This window comes from Methylomonas paludis, from assembly GCF_018734325.1.
Taxonomy (GTDB): Bacteria; Pseudomonadota; Gammaproteobacteria; order Methylococcales; family Methylomonadaceae; genus Methylomonas; species Methylomonas paludis.
This window is the reverse complement of the sequence record NZ_CP073754.1, coordinates 1071182-1089127: the sequence shown is the minus strand read 5'-3', so window position 1 is coordinate 1089127 and position 17946 is coordinate 1071182. Positions and strand designations below refer to the sequence as shown.

Annotated in this window: 16 protein-coding genes and 1 pseudogene; 10 read left to right on the top strand and 7 right to left on the bottom strand. The window is 48.3% G+C overall.

Features of this window, described 5'->3' with window-relative positions:
• Positions 1–132 precede the first annotated feature (132 nt).
• From KEF85_RS05000 to KEF85_RS04980, 6 genes and pseudogenes are all read right to left on the bottom strand, one after another.
• The gene (locus tag KEF85_RS05000) at positions 133–1050 is read right to left on the bottom strand and encodes a nucleotidyl transferase AbiEii/AbiGii toxin family protein (RefSeq protein ID WP_215583609.1); all 918 of its coding nucleotides are present in this window, start codon (positions 1048–1050) and stop codon (positions 133–135) included.
• Positions 1047–1451: a type IV toxin-antitoxin system AbiEi family antitoxin domain-containing protein gene (locus tag KEF85_RS16795; protein ID WP_246535043.1), complete on the bottom strand. Its 405-nt coding sequence runs from the start codon at positions 1449–1451 to the stop codon at positions 1047–1049. The genes KEF85_RS05000 and KEF85_RS16795 overlap by 4 nt, the downstream gene beginning before the upstream one ends.
• Before the next feature lie 48 nt (positions 1452–1499).
• Positions 1500–1646, bottom strand: a pseudogene (locus tag KEF85_RS16990) (type IV toxin-antitoxin system AbiEi family antitoxin domain-containing protein); the annotation flags it as partial.
• A gap of 1023 nt (positions 1647–2669) precedes the next feature.
• On the bottom strand, positions 2670–3029 hold the full coding sequence (locus KEF85_RS04990; protein WP_215583607.1) for a hypothetical protein: 360 nt from the start codon (positions 3027–3029) through the stop codon (positions 2670–2672).
• A 320-nt stretch (positions 3030–3349) separates the two neighbouring features.
• Positions 3350–3889: a hypothetical protein gene (locus tag KEF85_RS04985; RefSeq protein WP_215583606.1), complete on the bottom strand. Its 540-nt coding sequence runs from the start codon at positions 3887–3889 to the stop codon at positions 3350–3352.
• Between the two features lie 9 nt (positions 3890–3898).
• Entirely contained in the window at positions 3899–4681 is a 783-nt protein-coding gene (locus KEF85_RS04980; protein WP_215583605.1) for a TIGR04255 family protein, read from the bottom strand.
• Positions 4682–5089: 408 nt separating this feature from the next.
• On the opposite strand from KEF85_RS04980, the gene KEF85_RS04975 reads away from it, so the two are divergent.
• The 8 genes from KEF85_RS04975 to KEF85_RS04940 all read left to right on the top strand — a co-directional run bounded on the left by KEF85_RS04975 (position 5090) and on the right by KEF85_RS04940 (position 12497).
• Positions 5090–5239, top strand: a complete 150-nt coding sequence (locus KEF85_RS04975; protein WP_215583604.1) for a hypothetical protein — start codon at positions 5090–5092, stop codon at positions 5237–5239.
• 63 nt (positions 5240–5302) lie between these two features.
• The gene (locus tag KEF85_RS04970) at positions 5303–6667 is read left to right on the top strand and encodes an IS1380 family transposase (protein WP_215580104.1); all 1365 of its coding nucleotides are present in this window, start codon (positions 5303–5305) and stop codon (positions 6665–6667) included.
• 563 nt (positions 6668–7230) lie between these two features.
• A complete protein-coding gene (locus KEF85_RS04965) occupies positions 7231–7920 on the top strand; it encodes a C40 family peptidase (RefSeq protein WP_215583603.1) in 690 nt (229 codons plus the stop codon).
• A 435-nt stretch (positions 7921–8355) separates the two neighbouring features.
• Positions 8356–9522: an ATP-binding protein gene (locus KEF85_RS04960; RefSeq protein ID WP_215583602.1), complete on the top strand. Its 1167-nt coding sequence runs from the start codon at positions 8356–8358 to the stop codon at positions 9520–9522.
• Between the two features lie 251 nt (positions 9523–9773).
• Entirely contained in the window at positions 9774–10076 is a 303-nt protein-coding gene (locus KEF85_RS04955; RefSeq protein WP_246535042.1) for a hypothetical protein, read from the top strand.
• A gap of 12 nt (positions 10077–10088) precedes the next feature.
• Positions 10089–10427 carry an RES domain-containing protein gene (locus KEF85_RS04950; RefSeq protein WP_343222167.1) on the top strand — a complete coding sequence of 113 codons (339 nt, stop codon included), beginning with the start codon at positions 10089–10091 and terminating at the stop codon, positions 10425–10427.
• A complete protein-coding gene (locus tag KEF85_RS04945; RefSeq protein WP_215583601.1) occupies positions 10328–10984 on the top strand; it encodes a thiopurine S-methyltransferase in 657 nt (218 codons plus the stop codon). The genes KEF85_RS04950 and KEF85_RS04945 overlap by 100 nt, the downstream gene beginning before the upstream one ends.
• Positions 10985–11180: 196 nt before the next feature.
• Positions 11181–12497 carry a L,D-transpeptidase family protein gene (locus KEF85_RS04940; protein ID WP_215583600.1) on the top strand — a complete coding sequence of 439 codons (1317 nt, stop codon included), beginning with the start codon at positions 11181–11183 and terminating at the stop codon, positions 12495–12497.
• Positions 12498–12528: 31 nt separating this feature from the next.
• Here KEF85_RS04940 and KEF85_RS04935 read toward each other — a convergent pair whose 3' ends face one another.
• The gene (locus tag KEF85_RS04935; protein WP_215583599.1) at positions 12529–13422 is read right to left on the bottom strand and encodes a LysR family transcriptional regulator; all 894 of its coding nucleotides are present in this window, start codon (positions 13420–13422) and stop codon (positions 12529–12531) included.
• Between the two features lie 126 nt (positions 13423–13548).
• Here KEF85_RS04935 and KEF85_RS04930 point away from each other — a divergent pair, with 126 nt between their 5' ends.
• The gene (locus tag KEF85_RS04930; protein WP_215583598.1) at positions 13549–14646 is read left to right on the top strand and encodes an NADH:flavin oxidoreductase/NADH oxidase; all 1098 of its coding nucleotides are present in this window, start codon (positions 13549–13551) and stop codon (positions 14644–14646) included.
• Between the two features lie 1028 nt (positions 14647–15674).
• On the top strand, positions 15675–17888 hold the full coding sequence (locus KEF85_RS04925; RefSeq protein WP_246535041.1) for a TonB-dependent receptor: 2214 nt from the start codon (positions 15675–15677) through the stop codon (positions 17886–17888).
• Positions 17889–17946 lie beyond the last annotated feature (58 nt).

Below are 17946 nucleotides of genomic sequence, written 5' to 3'. Positions count from 1 at the left end.
TGCAGGGCAGCTGGTTTTTTATGCCCGAAATTTCCTTGCGTGACCTATGATTTCTCTAACCAGTCTTTGCCCTCTTAAGCACTATTAGCGATACTCCGCTATCCATGTCGCAAATACTGTTAGTAACGGATTTTAACTCAGATTTACCGGCGACCAGGGGCCGCCTGCTTGCCACCGAAACTGAAATGCATTATTTGTGTTGGCTGCATGGACTACCGGCATCATGAAAACTATTAATTTAGATAAAGCTTCATCCAGCGTGAGCGCCTCCAGTTTGTTTTTTCTAAGGAACGCCTGCCACTGCACTTGCTTTTGCTGGTCTTCTGCAAATGCTTGGGTGAGACCGAAAGGAACTTGCTCCGATAGTGTTGTCTTCCGGCGATCAAACGTCGCCCGAACCGCTTGACAGAGAATTTCGCCGTCAAATTCGGTATGGCATGCCAGCACCCAAAGATCGAAGTAGTCCTTCATCCGGCTGTTTGCTATACCCAGGGACGAAAGTGCTTCGAATTTCTCCGCAACCACGGTGTAACGTGGATAAACTCTTAGCTTCGGCGATGGGAAATCTCGAAGAATAACGGGGTATTCAGCATTTTCTGGTCCAGGGGTTACGGCATCTCCAAAGCCAATATCTACCTGAACATGACAGCGAGCACCATCAATGACTCCAAGCATGGTTACACGCACCCCGGCGTAATGAGATTCCTTGCGTATTTCGACAGCCCGAACTGTGTTGGATTGAAACGCGACACCATCCGGTGTATCGATCATGCAGACTTCCTTGAAGACCCTTTCGATGTTCGGCAGTTCGGCCGATCCAAATCCCAGGAAATCAGCATCTCTTGTTGGACGATGAGGAATGTCAAACCAGAGATCAAATAGGAGAGCTCCTTTCAGTAGAAACTGGTCTGCATGCTTAGAAATACTGATTCGATAAAGCAAACGCTCAATCGTGTAACGGGTTAGTACCAGATTGAAATCCTGTTTTTTCTCGCGGGCGTGATTGAGCAATCTGCTCCGGACTGAGGCCGCCACGTTTGCTTTGCTCACGGCAGACTCTCCATATAGGGACGCATCACATTAGCAACCCGGCACAGTGTGGCAAAACGCCAGAGATCATCCATAGTAACCCCTTTTTCACGCACGGACTCTTGCAGTGCTTCGAGAGCCACCTCCAGGCCGATCTTGTTGCGGTATTTAAAGCAATCGGCTACAGTTCTGGCAATATTCGTTACGCGCACCGGCACACCATCCACCCTATGTTCCTCCACACCTTCTATTAATGCGGCGCCTGAAATCCGGACGATTCGCAGTGGCGGATAGTCCATTCTGGGGGCGCGGGCTTTATTAGGAATGCCCAACCAGACTTCGAATGGCGACTGTGTTGTGATATCGTGGAAGCGTAGCGCTGAAAGTAGGCAGACGATGGCCTGCGGATGCTTTCGCGCCACTTCTGCAAGTGAAGCATATTCGGATACGGATCGGTCTGGAATGGAATACAGTCCGCGCCCAATCCTAGTGAGCAGTCCTTGTCGTACCAGCCTTGTGAGAGCAACTCTGGGCAACCCTTGAGCTTCCAAGTCGCAGGGCCGGATCAGCGAATGAGTATGTGCAAGTGCCAAGATTTTTTGGTTATTACTTTCCATCTGGTAATTTTGTTCCAATAAGTCGGTATTTGTCAATAATAACCGACATAACGGAACATATAAAATGATGATTGGTAACCATGTTAGTCTCTTAATTTGGCTCGAATCAGTCATTTTAACTGCAACGATTTTGCAACTCTGTAAAATTGCTTCTTGGCGGTACACAACTGATTTACCCGGCTTTTGATGTTTGGCGAACAGTGCAAGCCATTGATTTTGTTAAATACACCAGGGATTTCCAGGTCTTAAAATCCCGCGGTTGTGAGACCGTACCGGTTCGATTCCGGTCTGAGGCACCATATTGGCATCCCATAGGATGCAAAGCAGTACAAAAACCCGCAAGTCTACTAGCTTAGCGGGTTTTTTATTGTCCAACGATACAGCAAAAAACGGTAACACTCGAGAATTTATGCAGTAAGTTTTGCAGTAACCCGAAATCAATTACTGCATATTATTGTAAATGACGAGCTGGGTATAAACACCATTCAACTGTCGCATACCACGCGACAAATTTCCACCCATTGCTTCAACAAGCAAATGATAATGATTTGTTATCAGACAATTAACATGCGCCACTCAATTAAACCGCACACAAACATATTCAAAAAATCAGTACGATCCATCCCGGAAATAAATATCTTCACGTCGGTCGCCTCTGGGGGTAATATGGGTTATTTGCAAAATAAGGCTGGAAAAAGTCCTCTAGGCTATATAATTAAAAAGTTTGCAATGGCTGGAATCCGGCTATTGAAAAACTCATGGCTTGGTTGGAAATGCATGATTGTCTCGTTACGACCCATTTTTGTCACTCGCGCTTCTCCAAAGCGACCAGTCGGTCAAAGCCAGATTTTGAATTTGGAGGACTGCAAAGCAGACGTTGGCGACCTCAACCTATCGGCCATATTCTTGCCATTCGCTGATGGCCAAAATCAGCGAAATGAACGTCAGCAATACATCAGACTGCCGACGTTCTCTAATGTCTGACGATCTCCCTCACTTCGGCAGAAAAGCTGACTATGCAGATCATGGTTTTATAAGGGTGATGCCGAGGAGTTTCTTTCGTAAAGGCGGGAGGGATAGCTGGCCTGTATGTGATTGAAGAGTGTGCAGTAGATCAGCCAAGTTTTGGTTTATATCTTGCTCTTCTGCCTCATATTGAGCCTGCGAAATCTTGCCCGCTCGAAGCTGTCCTGCGAGCGCTTTTAATTGACGATCCAACTGATCAATCTCAATAGAGTACAAGCGAACAGTTTTCAACGTACCTAGTCGGTACTGAACTACGGCATCATCGTTTAACTGCAGTAGCTCTTTAGTGTGCTCTCCATAGGCGGTTCGCGCCTCGACCATACCGGTTTTTGCATCGAATCGAAGATGCGCAGCCATCTCGTGGTCACAGGGGTTTACAACGTATGGCCCGACTTTCTCGTCAAGCGGCCAATCATTGTTTTTTCGACTATTGCAGTTGCCGCAGCAATAATATAAGTTCTCATAATCGCAAATTAGGCTTGCGAAACGAAGGATGCCCTTTGGTCTGTAATGATCGACACCAAAGTTTAGATTTGGCGCGCTACTATCGGGTTGGCGGCAGTACACACATACACGCGAAAACTCTGTTTGCAAGTAACGCTTATACGTCTGATAGCGCTTGAACTGCCTAGGCGAAAGTTTGCGATTGTGTTTGCTTTTGGGGTACTGGAAAACCGTCACAGTGTGGAGGGAATACAAAGGCGTTTCGCGCGTTCTTCGCGAGCTGCACGGATGCGAACTAATTGATTATTTGCATCCTCTAGGGCGGTTACTTGCTCTTTAGATACTAGCGGTGCGCGCTCCGAGAGACGACTGTTGAGAATTTCCAATCGAGCCAATATCTCCGAAGACTGGCCGCTGCCGCTTGCATACTTAGCCGCCATCAATCTCACACGCTGTTTAGCAATTTGATCAATTTCTACGCTTGGTGGCGGCACAACGGCGGCTGAGCTGTGAAAATGTACAGATTCATTTAGCGTAGGAGTTGGCTCTGTCGAAGGCACTGATTGCGGCATCGGGGACGTGATCTGCGCAAACAGTCCTTTTGTGGTGGCAAATAAATCAACAGCCTTAGCCTCTTCGGTTATGAATGCAGTCTGGTTCGGCTGAACTTTTCTTTCTGGATTGCTTTGCTCGCGCGACCTTGGCTGAAAAGGTGCGATATTACACGCAACTACCGGATAAATAAATGGCGTATGGTCTATGTAGAAATCCATGACGTGCACTCAGGCTCTTTTTTGGCTGCTTTCAGCCGACAAATGTTCACGAGCTTTGGAGCCTATTGCCCAATCGAAGATATCAAATACTTGTAAGTGCATTGCGTCTAAGGCCTCGCCAGTGTCGCTAAGTTGTATTTCATTTCGGAATACGTCAATGTCTAATAGATAGTCGGGGACCATCTCCCCGGCAGACTGTTTTTGTTTCAAGACTATGCCATGTTGCAACAAACATCCACCATCATCCGCCGTAAGCTGAAGTTTTCCCGCGTATTCATGAATTCCTTTGAAGTGCCCTGAAAGAAGAGGACCAACTAACTCAGGATTAACCCAACCAAGCACAGGATTTGTATCACATTTAACAATATTAATATAACGAAGACCAATTCGAGTGAAGAAATCTGAGTCGATAATCTTGGATGCTGCATCAACTACGCGTAACACTCTTTCCTTCATATGATCATAGTCGCTGTATGCTGTGGTTTCTATCGAAAGAGAGCTCTGTTTTAGAGATACTGTCCAAGTAAACTTTGCAGATCGAAAGATATGAGTGTGAGTGTTGTTTGAGCTGTTGCCTCCAATTCCCAAGCTAACTTCGTTAGCCAATTCAAGATGCGGATATTCCTTTCTAAGCGCCTTGACTAAGATTGTCGGAGGGCGTGGATCACCGAGTTCCATTAGCGTCGGGAAGCGAAGCTCGCAAACCGCTTGATGCAAGAAGTTACGCTTATATTGGTCGACATTCTTAGAACGGATATCTACTAAGGAGTCTGCATTCCAATTTGGTGTCATGCTTTTCTCAATGGGTACGAGGAGTATTATTTTGTCCTAGCAATTCTGCCATACTCTAGCCGTTGAGTCCACATTAAGAATTTTCCGTGGTCAATTTCATTCTGAATGGCAGCCGTAAGGCTCAGATCAGACGTAGGGTCAGATTGAAATCGAATGTCTCTTAGGGGTCGTGTGGTGACCGTCAGCTCTTCAGATTCATCGCCGGAAAGCTGTCGTTGAATTCTGAAACCTGAAAGTGGCCTTTCGTCACTGTGTAAACCGACCCATAAGCGACGGTCGCTCTAATTTAGCCAATGACCGAAAATTGATTTAATGCAGACAGATAGGATGATAATATGGAATCCCCCCTCTAACGGCGCGCCGCATCTTATATTAAACGTTAGGCCATGAATACAAAAAAGAAAGCACATGACAATTACTTACTCTGACGATAAAAAGCAAGAATGGGAAGATTTCAAAAAGAATGGCGGCTCAATCACATTTGAAATTGATCCAGAAGATATTTCTAGTACGAGAGATTTTGAATCATACCTGAATCCGTGTTCGTTTTTTTTATAAATAGTCATAAGTCAATGATAAAAAAGGTATAATATAGTTTTTCTATAGTCACCCGTTTTGATTATGGCACGTTTTAAGCTTAAAGAATCCAAAAAGGAACTTACCTCCTATGCCGGACTATCCTTGATCGGCCAGTGCCTGGAAGCGGTCAATGTCGAAGTGATGGTGGACGGTAGAATACCTGTTTCACAGGGTATCAAAACCTCGGATTTAGTCAAAACCACTGTTGGCCTTTTAAGTATAGGCAAAAGCGACTTCGAGGCTGTTGAGCCGTTTCGTGAAGATCGTTTTTTCAAGAAGGCATTGGATGTACGTAAGGTTCCCGGCAGCGTGTGGCTGCGGCAACGTCTTGATCGTGTCAGCGGCAGCCTGCTGGAGCCGGTGGATGATCTATCGATACGACTCATCGAACGAACAGAAGCCCCAATTACGCCGCATAAAGGCTACGTCTGTCTGGACATGGACACCTTCGTCATGGATCAGAGCGGTACCAAGAAGGAAGAGGTGAGTCGAACCTATCAGGGAGTGGATGGCTATACGCCTGTCGCGGCTTATTTGGGCAATGAAGGCTGGTGTATAGGATTGGAACTGCGTCCAGGCCGCTGGCATTCATCGCTGGAGATTGATTATTTTCTAGAAAGGCTGTTTCCTCGAGTTGAGCGCTTGGTTGCACCGGGTTTGCCGTTGTTATTACGCAAAGACTCAGGGTTTGATAGCGCCAAACTGTTATTTACGGTTGCGGCTGAGAAAGAACGCTGGGCAGCCATGAACAGGCGCTTTGAATACTTGATCAAGTGGAATCCAAGACGGCAAGATAAGACATCCTGGTTAGAAAAAGCGGAAGCGGCCGGCGCCTTTGTTGAAAAACGCCCCGGTAAACGGGAAGCGTTAATGACACTGACGGTGGAACGTGCTTGGAAAAAACAGACTCGCCCCTTCAGACTGGTCGTGCGGATCATTGAACGCACGAGCAATAAGCACGGCCAGATGCTATTACTGCCGGACATTCAACTGGAAGGCTGGTGGACGAGTCTGGAGGAACCCGAAGAAACCGTCATTGAACGCTACCGCGACCACGGCACCCATGAACAATTTCATTCGGAATTCAAAACTGACCTGGATATGGAACGCTTACCATCTGGAAAGTTTGAGACCAACGACTGTCTATTGAGAATGGGTATGTTTGCCTATAATTGCTTGCGACTGATTGGTCAACTGGGCTTGACTGGCGACTTGGCGCCAATACGTCATCCGGCAAAACGACGGCGGTTACGAACGGTGCTGCAAGAAGTCATGTATCGAGCAGCCCAGGTGATCCACAAAGCCCGGCAATGGTGGCTGGACTTAGGGTGCGCCTCACCCGTGGCAAAAGTATTCGCTTATTTACAAGAGCGATTGGTGGTGCAGCCTGGCTTTGCATCAGGATAAGCGGCGCGAAAGCTGAGATGCTGGTTACGAGCTGATTCTCCGGGTAGAGAAGAAGATTGCTTGTCTTGGCGTCAGGTTTTTCATCTGGCGATGCCGGCAATACCATGGAAACGATTGATTTTTGCGACTGAGGGCTTGATGAACGGCAGTTAAATTTCGATTGGTGGTAGATTTTTTTAAAAAACGCGTCTGAAACGCGACTGCCCTCACTTAAACCGAAAGGAACACGGATTCAGGTCATATCCATCAATTCAATCTAAGCTCACTACTGGCTTTGAATTACCGCCAACATCTCTGATTAATACTCCTGAACTACAAACTTTGATACAAGTTCATGGCTCTCAGTGGGATTACATTTTATGTAGGGTGTACCTATCTAACGGTAAAGTTATTTACAAAAAAATGCCAAATGGCAAATATGAAGCAATTTGTAACATATCTGCGGCCTAACATGCAATATGTCCATCAACCGGAGCGCGGTTATAATGCGGATTTGTTTTTCAGCTTTCCATGCCGCGCCCAGTTAGCTTTACGTTATACGCAATCAAACAATAGCCACCATTATGCAGCCGAATACTGAGTTCAAGAATATTGCCGACCTGAAACCTGGGGATGTCATCCTGTGTCACTGCGATCCATCAAATGATCTAGTATCAAAAGCAATCCATTCCGTGACTTCCAGCGAGTATTGCCATGCAGCAATTTACTATGGTGATTCGTTGGCGGCCGAATCAACAGCTAAAGACGGAATCAAAAAGGGAAAGATCGAGAAGGTCGATGTTTCAAAATTGATCTCTAGATATGGGCACGTTGCAGTGCTACGGCAACCTGACGCATGGGCAAGCGACAACAGAGTCGAGGCGTTGAAACTATTTGTAGATAAAGTGGTGGAGAATGGAGCGAAGTATAACTTCAATGGCATCTTCTCTTTTAAGAGCAGGAAGGAGTTTCACGAAGCAAATATTCAAGAGAAGCTAGAAAACTTCTTTGGTGGCAAACTCAGTCCGCTGCCAACCGATAAAAGTGAATACTTCTGCTCTGAGTTCGTGAGCGACTGCTTTATAGCAGTTGGCTTTATCCAGCCAAGCGCAGCGATACTATTTCAATCGGACACCTATTCTCCTGGTGATTTAGGCAAAGAGCCAACTTTTGGTACTTTCTGGGGTTATCTGACCACGAATCCGAGTTACAAGATCAGTGAGCACGACTATTACTATCGAACTACCACTTATGATGTAATATATGGCGTATAACATACACATAACGCTCCTACCAACTACAGTCAGCTACACAGCCTTCCTCCGCTGAGCTCTGCGTTGAGCGGCAGCTTTCTGGCTCTCACCAGTCATTGGCCTGATATATTGGTCGACCGGTATTGGCCGGATCGAGCCGATGACGACTCAAGGTTGCTTGCCGAAAAGCTGTCATTCGCTGAACTTAGGGATAGAAAAATTCGCCGGCACCCTTAGCGGCCGGTTATGGCCGGTAACGGGCATTACTCCCAACAAACTTTTGCAAATTATAAGCTATTTCACTCATCAACAAACCTATCAGGTTTTGCACAAATAGCGAAATTAGAAAACATGAGCCATTCTGATATCCAACCCCAGGATGCAAATAGCTCAAAATACTTTAACCTGAATAAAATTATCCTTGCAATATATCCATAGAATGGATAAATTGCAAGGATGATAACCAGACATATAACACCAATCGTTGAAGAAGCGCTTGACCGACAGGCGGTCGTAGCCTTAATCGGCCCGCGTCAAGTTGGTAAAACGACTTTGGCGCTTGCTATAGGTGAGCGCCGTAATGCACTTTACCTCGACCTGGAAGACCGGGACGACCGCAACAAGCTGAGTAATCCTGCCCTTTTTTTTGAGAGCGTCGAGGATCGTTTAGTGATTCTTGATGAGATTCACCGGATGCCGGACATTTTCGACACACTGCGCGGGGTGATCGACAAGGGCCGGCGTAAAGGCAAAGGCAAGGGGCGTTTCCTCATCCTTGGTTCTGCGGCAATTGAGCTGTTACGGCAATCCGAAACGCTTGCCGGCAGAATCGCTTATATCGAGTTAACGACACTCACCGCCACCGAAGTTGAGGACAACCGCGCCAGCCGAGATCGGCTGTGGTTGCGCGGCGGGTTTCCCGATGCCTTTCTGGCGCAAAGCGATACCGAGAGTTTGGCATTACGCAAGGATTTCATCCGCACCTATCTGGAACGCGATGTGCCCATGTTCGGCCCGCGCATTCCGGCAGCCACCATGGAACGGCTCTGGACGATGCTGGCGCATAGCCAAGGCACCTTGCTCAACGCCTCGCAAATTGCCCGAAGCCTGGAAGTTAGCACACAATCCGTCACCCGTTATATTGATTTGCTCTGTGATTTACTCTTAGTTAGACGACTTCCGCCGCTCCACGCCAACGTTGGCAAACGCTTGGTGAAATCACCAAAGGTCTATGTCCGCGACAGCGGTCTGGTCCATGCTCTGCTTGGACTGGAAACGCTGACACAACTCAGCGGTCATCCGGTTGTCGGTCAAAGCTGGGAAGGCTATGTCATCGAAACTCTACTCGCAGCAAGCCCATGGCGCAGCCATGCCAGTTTCTATCGAACCTCAGCCGGTGCGAAAGTTGACTTGATTATCGAACACAATAATGGTCGCCTCTGGGCCATCGAAATAAAACGCAGTTTAACTGCGAAGCTGGGGCGTGGTTTCTATCAAGCCCATGCCGATTTGCAACCGGAACGTGCGTTCGCGGTTCATGCCGGTGATGATCGTTATCCGATAGCAAACGGTATCGAGGCAATCAGTATCAGAGAGCTCGTAAAAGAGCTTGAGTCGGTATAAGCTCGCCAACGCTCACTGGAAACCCTTCCACGCTCATTTAGGTAATTAGATTTTCAATAATTTTGGGCATTTTCACATTTTGTGGCCTACAAAATTAAAAGTTGATTGCGTTCCTTAGATTCATAAAATCACAAGATTCAGAGGCAGGGCATCACAGAAAAATAAGGCTTGAAGCTTTATATGCCCTATAATAAATACCCATACACGGCTAAATTTGGACGCATTTATGGCTAATACCGGTTCTGCATCAAGTGATTTCAGATGAGGGGTATATTGCAACCAATGCCTTGGCTAAGGTATTGCACATCACCCAAAACGATCTTGCCGAGGTTACCGGCTTGTCCCGTGATTCTGTTACCAAGCGTTCCCGCTGTAAAAGCCGCTCTACTCAAGCACGCTTAAGAGATACGGTAGAAATCATCAACCGGGTAGCCGAGTGGTCGGGTGGGGTTGGCCAGGCATTTGCCTGGTTTCGCAGCCCTTACCTTCATTTGGTGATAAAACAGCTGAGGCTTTGGTCAAAGGCCGTGCGGATGCAGTTAAAGCCTATTTAGCCAGAATTGCCGATGGTAGTTACGCTTGACGATCAGCACCAGCCGATTTACCCGTATTGTTTATCGGGCCCCATCATCCAATGTGGTCTTACAGCCCCTTATCGAGTAATGGCGCTAAACAACATGGGGGGGCGATTCAATCGACCAGGTTGTGCAGCACTTTATCTGTCGCTTGATCCAACGACAGCCTGGATGGAAGCACAACAAGGATTTCCCTTTAAACCGCAACCATTAACGTTGGTGGCTAAACCATGCAGCATGATTTCTGGCATCAACGTTGGGAACAAAATCAAATTGGCTTTCATAGCCATGAAATCAATCCGCATTTGCAACGCTTCTGGCCAACATTAGCGGTCAACACCGGTAGCCGGGTGTTCGTTCCCTTGTGTGGAAAAAGTAATGATATGCTGTGGTTACTGGCTCAGGGATATCAAGTGGTCGGCGTAGAATTAAGCCCCAAGGCTGTGAATGCGTTTTTTGCCGATAACAACTTGCACCCGACTGTGCGCCATCAGGGGGATTTTTTGATCCATGAAATCGATGGCTTACAAATAATCTGCGGTGATTTTTTTAAACTATCGCCTGCCGATGTGGGTCATATTGATGCGGTTTATGATCGTGCGGCGCTGGTAGCCTTACCGCCCGATATGCGGCTTAATTACGTCTTTCACCTAGCCAGCTTACTGGAGCCAGGCCAACAAATCCTGCTGCTGACCTTCGAATATCCGCAACACGAAATGCCGGGGCCGCCTTTCAGCGTGCCAAGCAATGAAATAGAAATGTTGTATGGTCATTGGTGCACTATCGATATCCTGACCAGTGCAGAAATACTGAAACGTGAATTAAGGTTTATGGAGCATGGGCTTAGAACCCTATATGAGCAGGTTTACCGGCTTATCGTCCGTTAAACAACAAGCGACATTGGCCGTTTGATTAGCAACCTTTTAACCCATTTCAACTGAAACCACTTCTCTTTCCCCCAATTTGTGAACCAAGTTAAATAGTGACAAGATTGTCATGCTATGCTTAAAGGCTTAATATTGATGCCACTAGCGTCAAAAGTATCACCCCAAAAGACACAGTTAACCAGTGGTTTATAATTTCATGCCGTTTTTTAAGTTATCAGCTATTTTTTGCTACCTCCTGTTTTTAGCTGTACTTACCGGCTGTGAAACAGTAGCGCCCGTCAAAGAAACTTATGTCTATCAAGAGCCGCCGCATGTCTATGCCCACCCGGACCCGCATAATTTTGCCTTGAGCCACGATGCCGAATTAATAGGCGATATCTATACCTTAACCAGCCAGAAATACGACACCCTGTCTGATATTGCCCGCTACTTCGGCCTGGGCTATCAGGATATGACCATCGCTAATCGCAGTGTTGATCCGTGGATACTGGAAGATAAACAAAAAATAACCCTGCCGCTGAGCTTTATTCTGCCCACTGCGCCCAAAACCGGCATAGTGGTTAATCTGGCCGGCATGAGGCTGTTTTATTTCCCGGACAAAAACGCCAATACCGTCATGACCTTTCCAATCGGCATCGGCCGACAGGACTGGAATACCCCGCTCGGCATCACCAAAGTAGTGGAAAAAAGGGCCAATCCGGTATGGTATGTACCCGCTTCAATCTTAAAAGAACATCAAGCCATGGGCGAGCCTATCCCCGCCGTAGTCAAGAGCGGCCCCGATAATCCCCTGGGCTATTATGCCCTCGCCCTGGGTTTTCAAAATTACCTGATTCATGGCACCAATAAACCTTATGGCATCGGTATGCAAGTCAGTCATGGCTGTATTCAGCTATACCCGGAAGATATAGAAGCGCTTTTCCCCAAGGTAAAAGTCGGCACACCGGTACGCATAGTGCATCAACCTTATTTAGCCACCTGGTCAAATAATCAGTTATATATCGAAGCCCATCCACCGATAGAGCGCTGGGAAAAACAATTGCCCAAGCTGCAAAAACAGTTTATTAACAAACTGAGCAAACTGGCGGCTAAACACGATGTCAAACTGGACTTGCCGCAAATCAAAGAGATTCTAAATGCCGCCAACGGCCTACCAACGGTGGTAGCAAATCCCGATAAAACCCTGGCTGACAAAGCTATTCCAGAAGTTGAACACCCGGTGCAATTGGCAACCATATCAACCACGGCGGCCATTAACCCGCAGGAATGGTCAGTGGTAATAGCCGGCCTGCCGGATCACGCGACGGCCTATAAACTGTCTGCCATGCTCAACCACCAAGGCCCTATTATCCCCTCCTTCGTCCAAGAAGAAAAAGGCCAATACAAAGTCATATCCGGCCCGTTTAAAACCAAGCAAGAAACCCAAAAAATAGCCCGGCAGATTCAGAAAACCTTTGATATAGAAGCCATCATTACCCCGCCGCAAGCAACCAACACTAACGCCAGAAGTTGATATCGTTACCGGACTGCCCTTTAGCATTCAGCTAATTAAAGATGGAAAATGCGCTTTGCAAAAACATGATCAAAGCCTTTATCCGGGCAGATTGATATTGTTTACTGGGATAAATCACATAAAGCGGAACTTGTTCACATTTGGCCTGGGGAAACAAATCGATCAGACGGCCCTGCTTAAGATCGTGACAAACATCAAACCGAAATTTATAGGCAATCCCGTGGCCTCGCAATGCCCACTGGCGCACCATAGCCCCATCGTCTGCCGCACGATCGCCACTCACCACCACTTCTCTGGATTTATCCTGAAAAACCGCGCGCCAGCGATTAAATAGTTCGCCATTGCGGTAATAACAGATGCAATTATGCAGGGCCAGTGCTTCAAAACTGTCCGGTTGGCCGTAGCGTGCTAGATAGCTGGGTGCGGCACAAATCACCCGCTCATTATCGCTCAGTTTTTTGGCAATCAGATTGGAGTCGCGCAACGCGCCATAGCGCACCACAATATCCAGCGGATTCTGATAAAAATCCTGAACCGTATCTGACAAATGCATAATCAAATTGATATGGGGATGCTGGTGCCGAAAAGGCTCCAAAATTTCATCCAAACGATTGCGGCCCAAATCGGAAGGCGCCCCCAAATGAATCTCACCAGACAACCCGACGCGACGTTGCTGCAAAACGGCAATACCCTCATCCAGGATTTGCCATGATTGTTCGCAGTAATTTAAAAAATCTTCCCCGGCCTGGGTTAAGCGCAAAGATCGGGTGGAGCGCTCAAACAACTGAGTATCTAACTGCTGCTCCAAGCGTTTCAGTGCGGCGCTGGCAGTGGCCGGCGTAATCGTCTGCAATTTGGCCGCCCTGGTAATGCTGCCGCTTTGACTGATGCGGATAAATAATTGAATGTCGGCAAAATTAAGCATGGCAACCCTAATTATCAAAATAATTTTGATATTAAATCAATTAAATGCCCTATTGTAAGCAAATATTAGGATTGTTAAGCTGTTCCTCAAGTGATTAACTAATGTTTACTTTTTAAGGAGAAATTAATGAGCCAGCTTTTTACCCCCTATACCATTGATGGCTTAACCCTGCCCAACCGCATTGTGATTGCCCCGATGTGTCAATATTCCGCCGAGGACGGCAAAGCCACCGATTGGCATTTAATGCACCTGGGTAATCTGTCCATGTCAGGCGCCGGTTTGCTGATTATCGAGGCCACCGCCGTAGCACCGGAGGGCCGGATTACCCCAGCAGATCTGGGACTTTGGTCCGACACCACCGAAGCCGCACTGGCTAAGGTATTGAATGCAATACGGCTCTATTCTGCCATGCCGATCGCCATTCAACTTGCCCATGCTGGCCGTAAAGCCTCCACGGCGGTGCCTTGGGCGGGCGGGCGGCAAATCGCCTCCGAGCAAGGCGGCTGGACAACCGTGGCGCCATCGGCATTGCCCTACTCGCCTGAAGAGGCGAACCCGATTGCGCTGGATCAGGCCGGCTTAGATAGAATCTTGCACGGCTTTGTCACTGCCGCCCAACGTGCGCATCGCCTGGGCATCCAGGCGATAGAACTTCATGCCGCGCATGGTTATTTGTTACACGAATTTTTGTCACCGCTAGCCAATACCCGTACCGATAATTATGGAGGCTCACTGGAAAACCGGATGCGGTTTCCATTAGCGGTATTGGCTGCGGTAAGAGCCGCCGTACCCAATACCATGCCGGTTGGCATCCGCATTTCCGCGACTGACTGGATTAGCGGCGGTTGGGATTTAGCCCAAAGCGTGGTATTTGCCCAGGCGCTACGTGAACTGGGTTGCGCCTTTATTCACGTTTCCAGCGGTGGTCTTTCACCCTTGCAACAAATCCCGGTCGGGCCAGGTTACCAGGTTCATCTGGCCGAAACCATACGCGCCGAAACCAGCTTACCCACAATTGCGGTCGGCTTAATCACTGAGCCAGAGCAGGCGGAAACCATTATCGCAAATGGCCAGGCCGATATGGTGGGCTTGGCACGCGGCATACTTTACGATCCGCGCTGGCCCTGGCATGCCGCAGCCAAACTCAATGCCCAAGTAAGCGCGCCACCACAATACTGGCGCTGCCAACCGCACGGTTTAAAAACACTGTTTAACACCCATTGATTTAACAATCTTATTTTGACGAATAGGGCGTAGGATGTGCTGAACGCAGTGAAGCGCATCAACCGGGCACGCTGCGCCTCCAGAGTCGGTACATCCTATTACTACCGTCAAAGTAACGTTAGTCAACCACTAATAATTGACCAATCATATTTTGCCGGATAGGGCGTAGGATGTGCTGAACGCAGTGAAGCGCATCAACCGGGCACGCTACGCCTCCAGAGTCGGCCCATCCTATTACTACCGTCAAAGTAACGTTAGTCAACCACTAATAATTGACCAATCATATTTTGCCGGATAGGGCGTAGGATGTGCTGAACGCAGTGAAGCGCATCAATCGCACACGCTGCGCCTCCAGAGTCGGCACATCTTATTACTACCGTCAAAGTAACGTTAGTCAACCACTAATAATTGACCAATCATATTTTGCCGGACAGGGCGTAGGATGTGCTGAACGCAGTGAAGCGCATCAATCGCGCACGATACGCCTCCAGAGTCGGCACATCCTATTACTACCGTCAAAGTAACGTTAGTCAACCACTAATAATTGACCAATCATATTTTGCCGGATAGGGCGTAGGATGTGCTGAACGCAGTGAAGCGCATCAATCGCGCACGATACGCCTCCAGAGTCGGCACATCCTATTACTACCGTCAAAGTAACGTTAGTCAACCCCTAGTTTTGTCGCTAACAATCAGTAGACAGCCACCAACAAATGTTATAATATAACATCCGTAGCGTAATCGGGATTTCACCACAAAACCAGCATTTGTGGTACAAACCAGCCAAGCCGGGATGACAATCACCCTTTGAAACACTTAAAATTCATCTGGTTTGTAACTACTCAGCGGCCAATTATCCTTATAAAAATCCGGTAGTCGTAGGATGCACTAAACGCAGTACAGCGCATCACTCTAAGCCAAGCAATTGATTAAATAACAGTATTTAAAAATTTATGCTGCATAATTACAATTTTTAAATTCAAAAACGTAATGATATAACATAAAACATAATTTGATCTGGAAGTACTATGTACAAAAAACTCATTTTAGCCATGATATCAATAAGCGGCACCCTGGCGGCAGAGGCGGCAGACCAAGCTAATCCGGCAACCGTCCAGACTGCCGCACCGGCACAAGCCGATGAACAGCGCCGCGCCGGCAAGACAAAACCAGCCAAACCAACGCCAAGCCCGGCACAGCCAATGACCGAACTGGAACCGGTAGTCGTCACCTCACCTTTGCAGGCCAAACTATCCGAAACCGCTGCCCCGGTGACAGTGCTTAGCGATGATGAATTGATCATGAAAATGGGCCACAGCATCGGTGAAACTTTAAAACAGGAATTGGGTATCACCAGCCAGTCTTTTGGCCCCGGTGTCGGCACCCCGGTGATACGCGGCCAAAGCGGCCCCAGGGTAAGAGTCTTACAGAACGGGATCGGCAGTAATGATGTATCGCAACTCAGCCCTGATCATGCCACCAGTATCGAGCCGATTATGGCGGATAAAATTGAAGTACTGCGCGGACCAGCCACCCTATTGTACGGTAGCGGTGCTATGGGCGGCGTGGTTAACGTCATAGACAATCGCATTCCGGGCTATATGCCCAGTAAACTGCTGGGCGGTGCTGTCGAGCAACGCTATGATTCGGTCGCCGATGAATCCAGTACCGCTTTAAAAGCCGATGGCGGCAAGGGTATTCTGGCTTTTCATTTTGACGGCATGACCCGCGATCGCGGCAGCATGAGCATAGGCGGTGCCGGAATAGATGCCAATGCCGCGCAAGCGCTCGACCCTTCACTCGCGGTCATCCAAAATCCGCATGGCTTTCTGCCCAATACGTATGCCCATACATTCAACGGCTCAACCGGCTTTTCGCTGGTCGGCGATCCGGGGTTTGCCGGTGTCTCCGTCAACCACATGGAAAACAATTATGGCATCGCGCCAGACGGCAGCGGCGTGTCCAATACCCGCATCGATATCAAACAAAGCAAATACGATTTTAAAAGCGAATTAAAACAGCCCTTCAGCTTTGCCGAAACCCTGCGTACCCGGCTGGGTTATACCGATTACCGCCATGCCGAACTGGACGGCGGTTTAAACAATCAACCGTTCAAACCCGGCACCGGGTTTACCAACAAAACCTATGAAGGCCGGGTGGAACTGACCCATAACCCCATCGGCCCCTTTAAAGGCGCGGTGGGGTTTCAAGCGGTCTCCAGCGAATTTGCCGCCTTTGATTTCACCGGCGCCCAAACCATCGTGCCGACTTCGCAGATCAACGGCTTTGGGGTATTCGGCATGGAGTCTTTTAACAGCGGGCCGCTGCTTAATCAATTTGGCGCACGGGTGGAACAAAGTTCTATCGATCCGGCCAGCGGCACCAATTATTCGTCACCCAATGGCTTGCCCATCAATTCATCCTACAACTACACGCCGATCAGCGCCTCTGCCTCAAGCTTGTGGAAAATGGATGCCAGCAATAGTCTGAATCTGGCGCTCACCCGTTCCGAGCGCGCCCCCCAGGTTCAGGAACTGCTGTCCCACGGTTTCCACGATGCAACCCGCAGCTTTGAGGAAGGCAGTCCCAATCTGACTACGGAAACCTCGTATAACCTGGATCTGGGCTATAAATTTAAAGCAGACTGGATGCGGGCCGAGTTTGATCTGTTTCACAATTGGGCTACTAATTATATTTATCAGCAACGCACCGGCCAATTTGTCCAACAAGACCCGGTAACCGGTCTGGCCCTGACTTGCGGCAGCTCAGCCAACTGCACGCCGGTGGTACAAAGCCGACAGGGTGATGCTATATTTAAAGGTTACGAAGCCAAACTGGTGTTTCCGGTTATGGAAAGCCATAGCGGATTGCTTGATCTTACCCTGTTCAGTGATTACACCCGCGGCGAGTTCGTCAGTGGCGGCGACGTGCCGCGCATGCCGCCGCTGCGCTTTGGTTTGCAATGGGATTACACCCTGCACGCCTGGTCTGCCAATGTGCGCTTTACCCGTGGCGAAGCCCAAACCCACCCCGGCGCCAATGACACCGCTACGGATGGCTACAACCTGCTGACCCTGGGCACGCAATATCAGATCAAGGACTTTCACGACACCAAAATCATGCTGTTTGCCAAAGCCAATAATCTGTTAAACGAAAACATCCGTAACTCGGTATCTTATCTGCGCAATTTTGCTCCCGAACCTGGACGCGGTGGCGAACTGGGGATACGCATCGATTATTAACATCTTAAAATGGGGTCAGGTTACATTAATTGCGATTCGCATCCATTATTGATGCCCT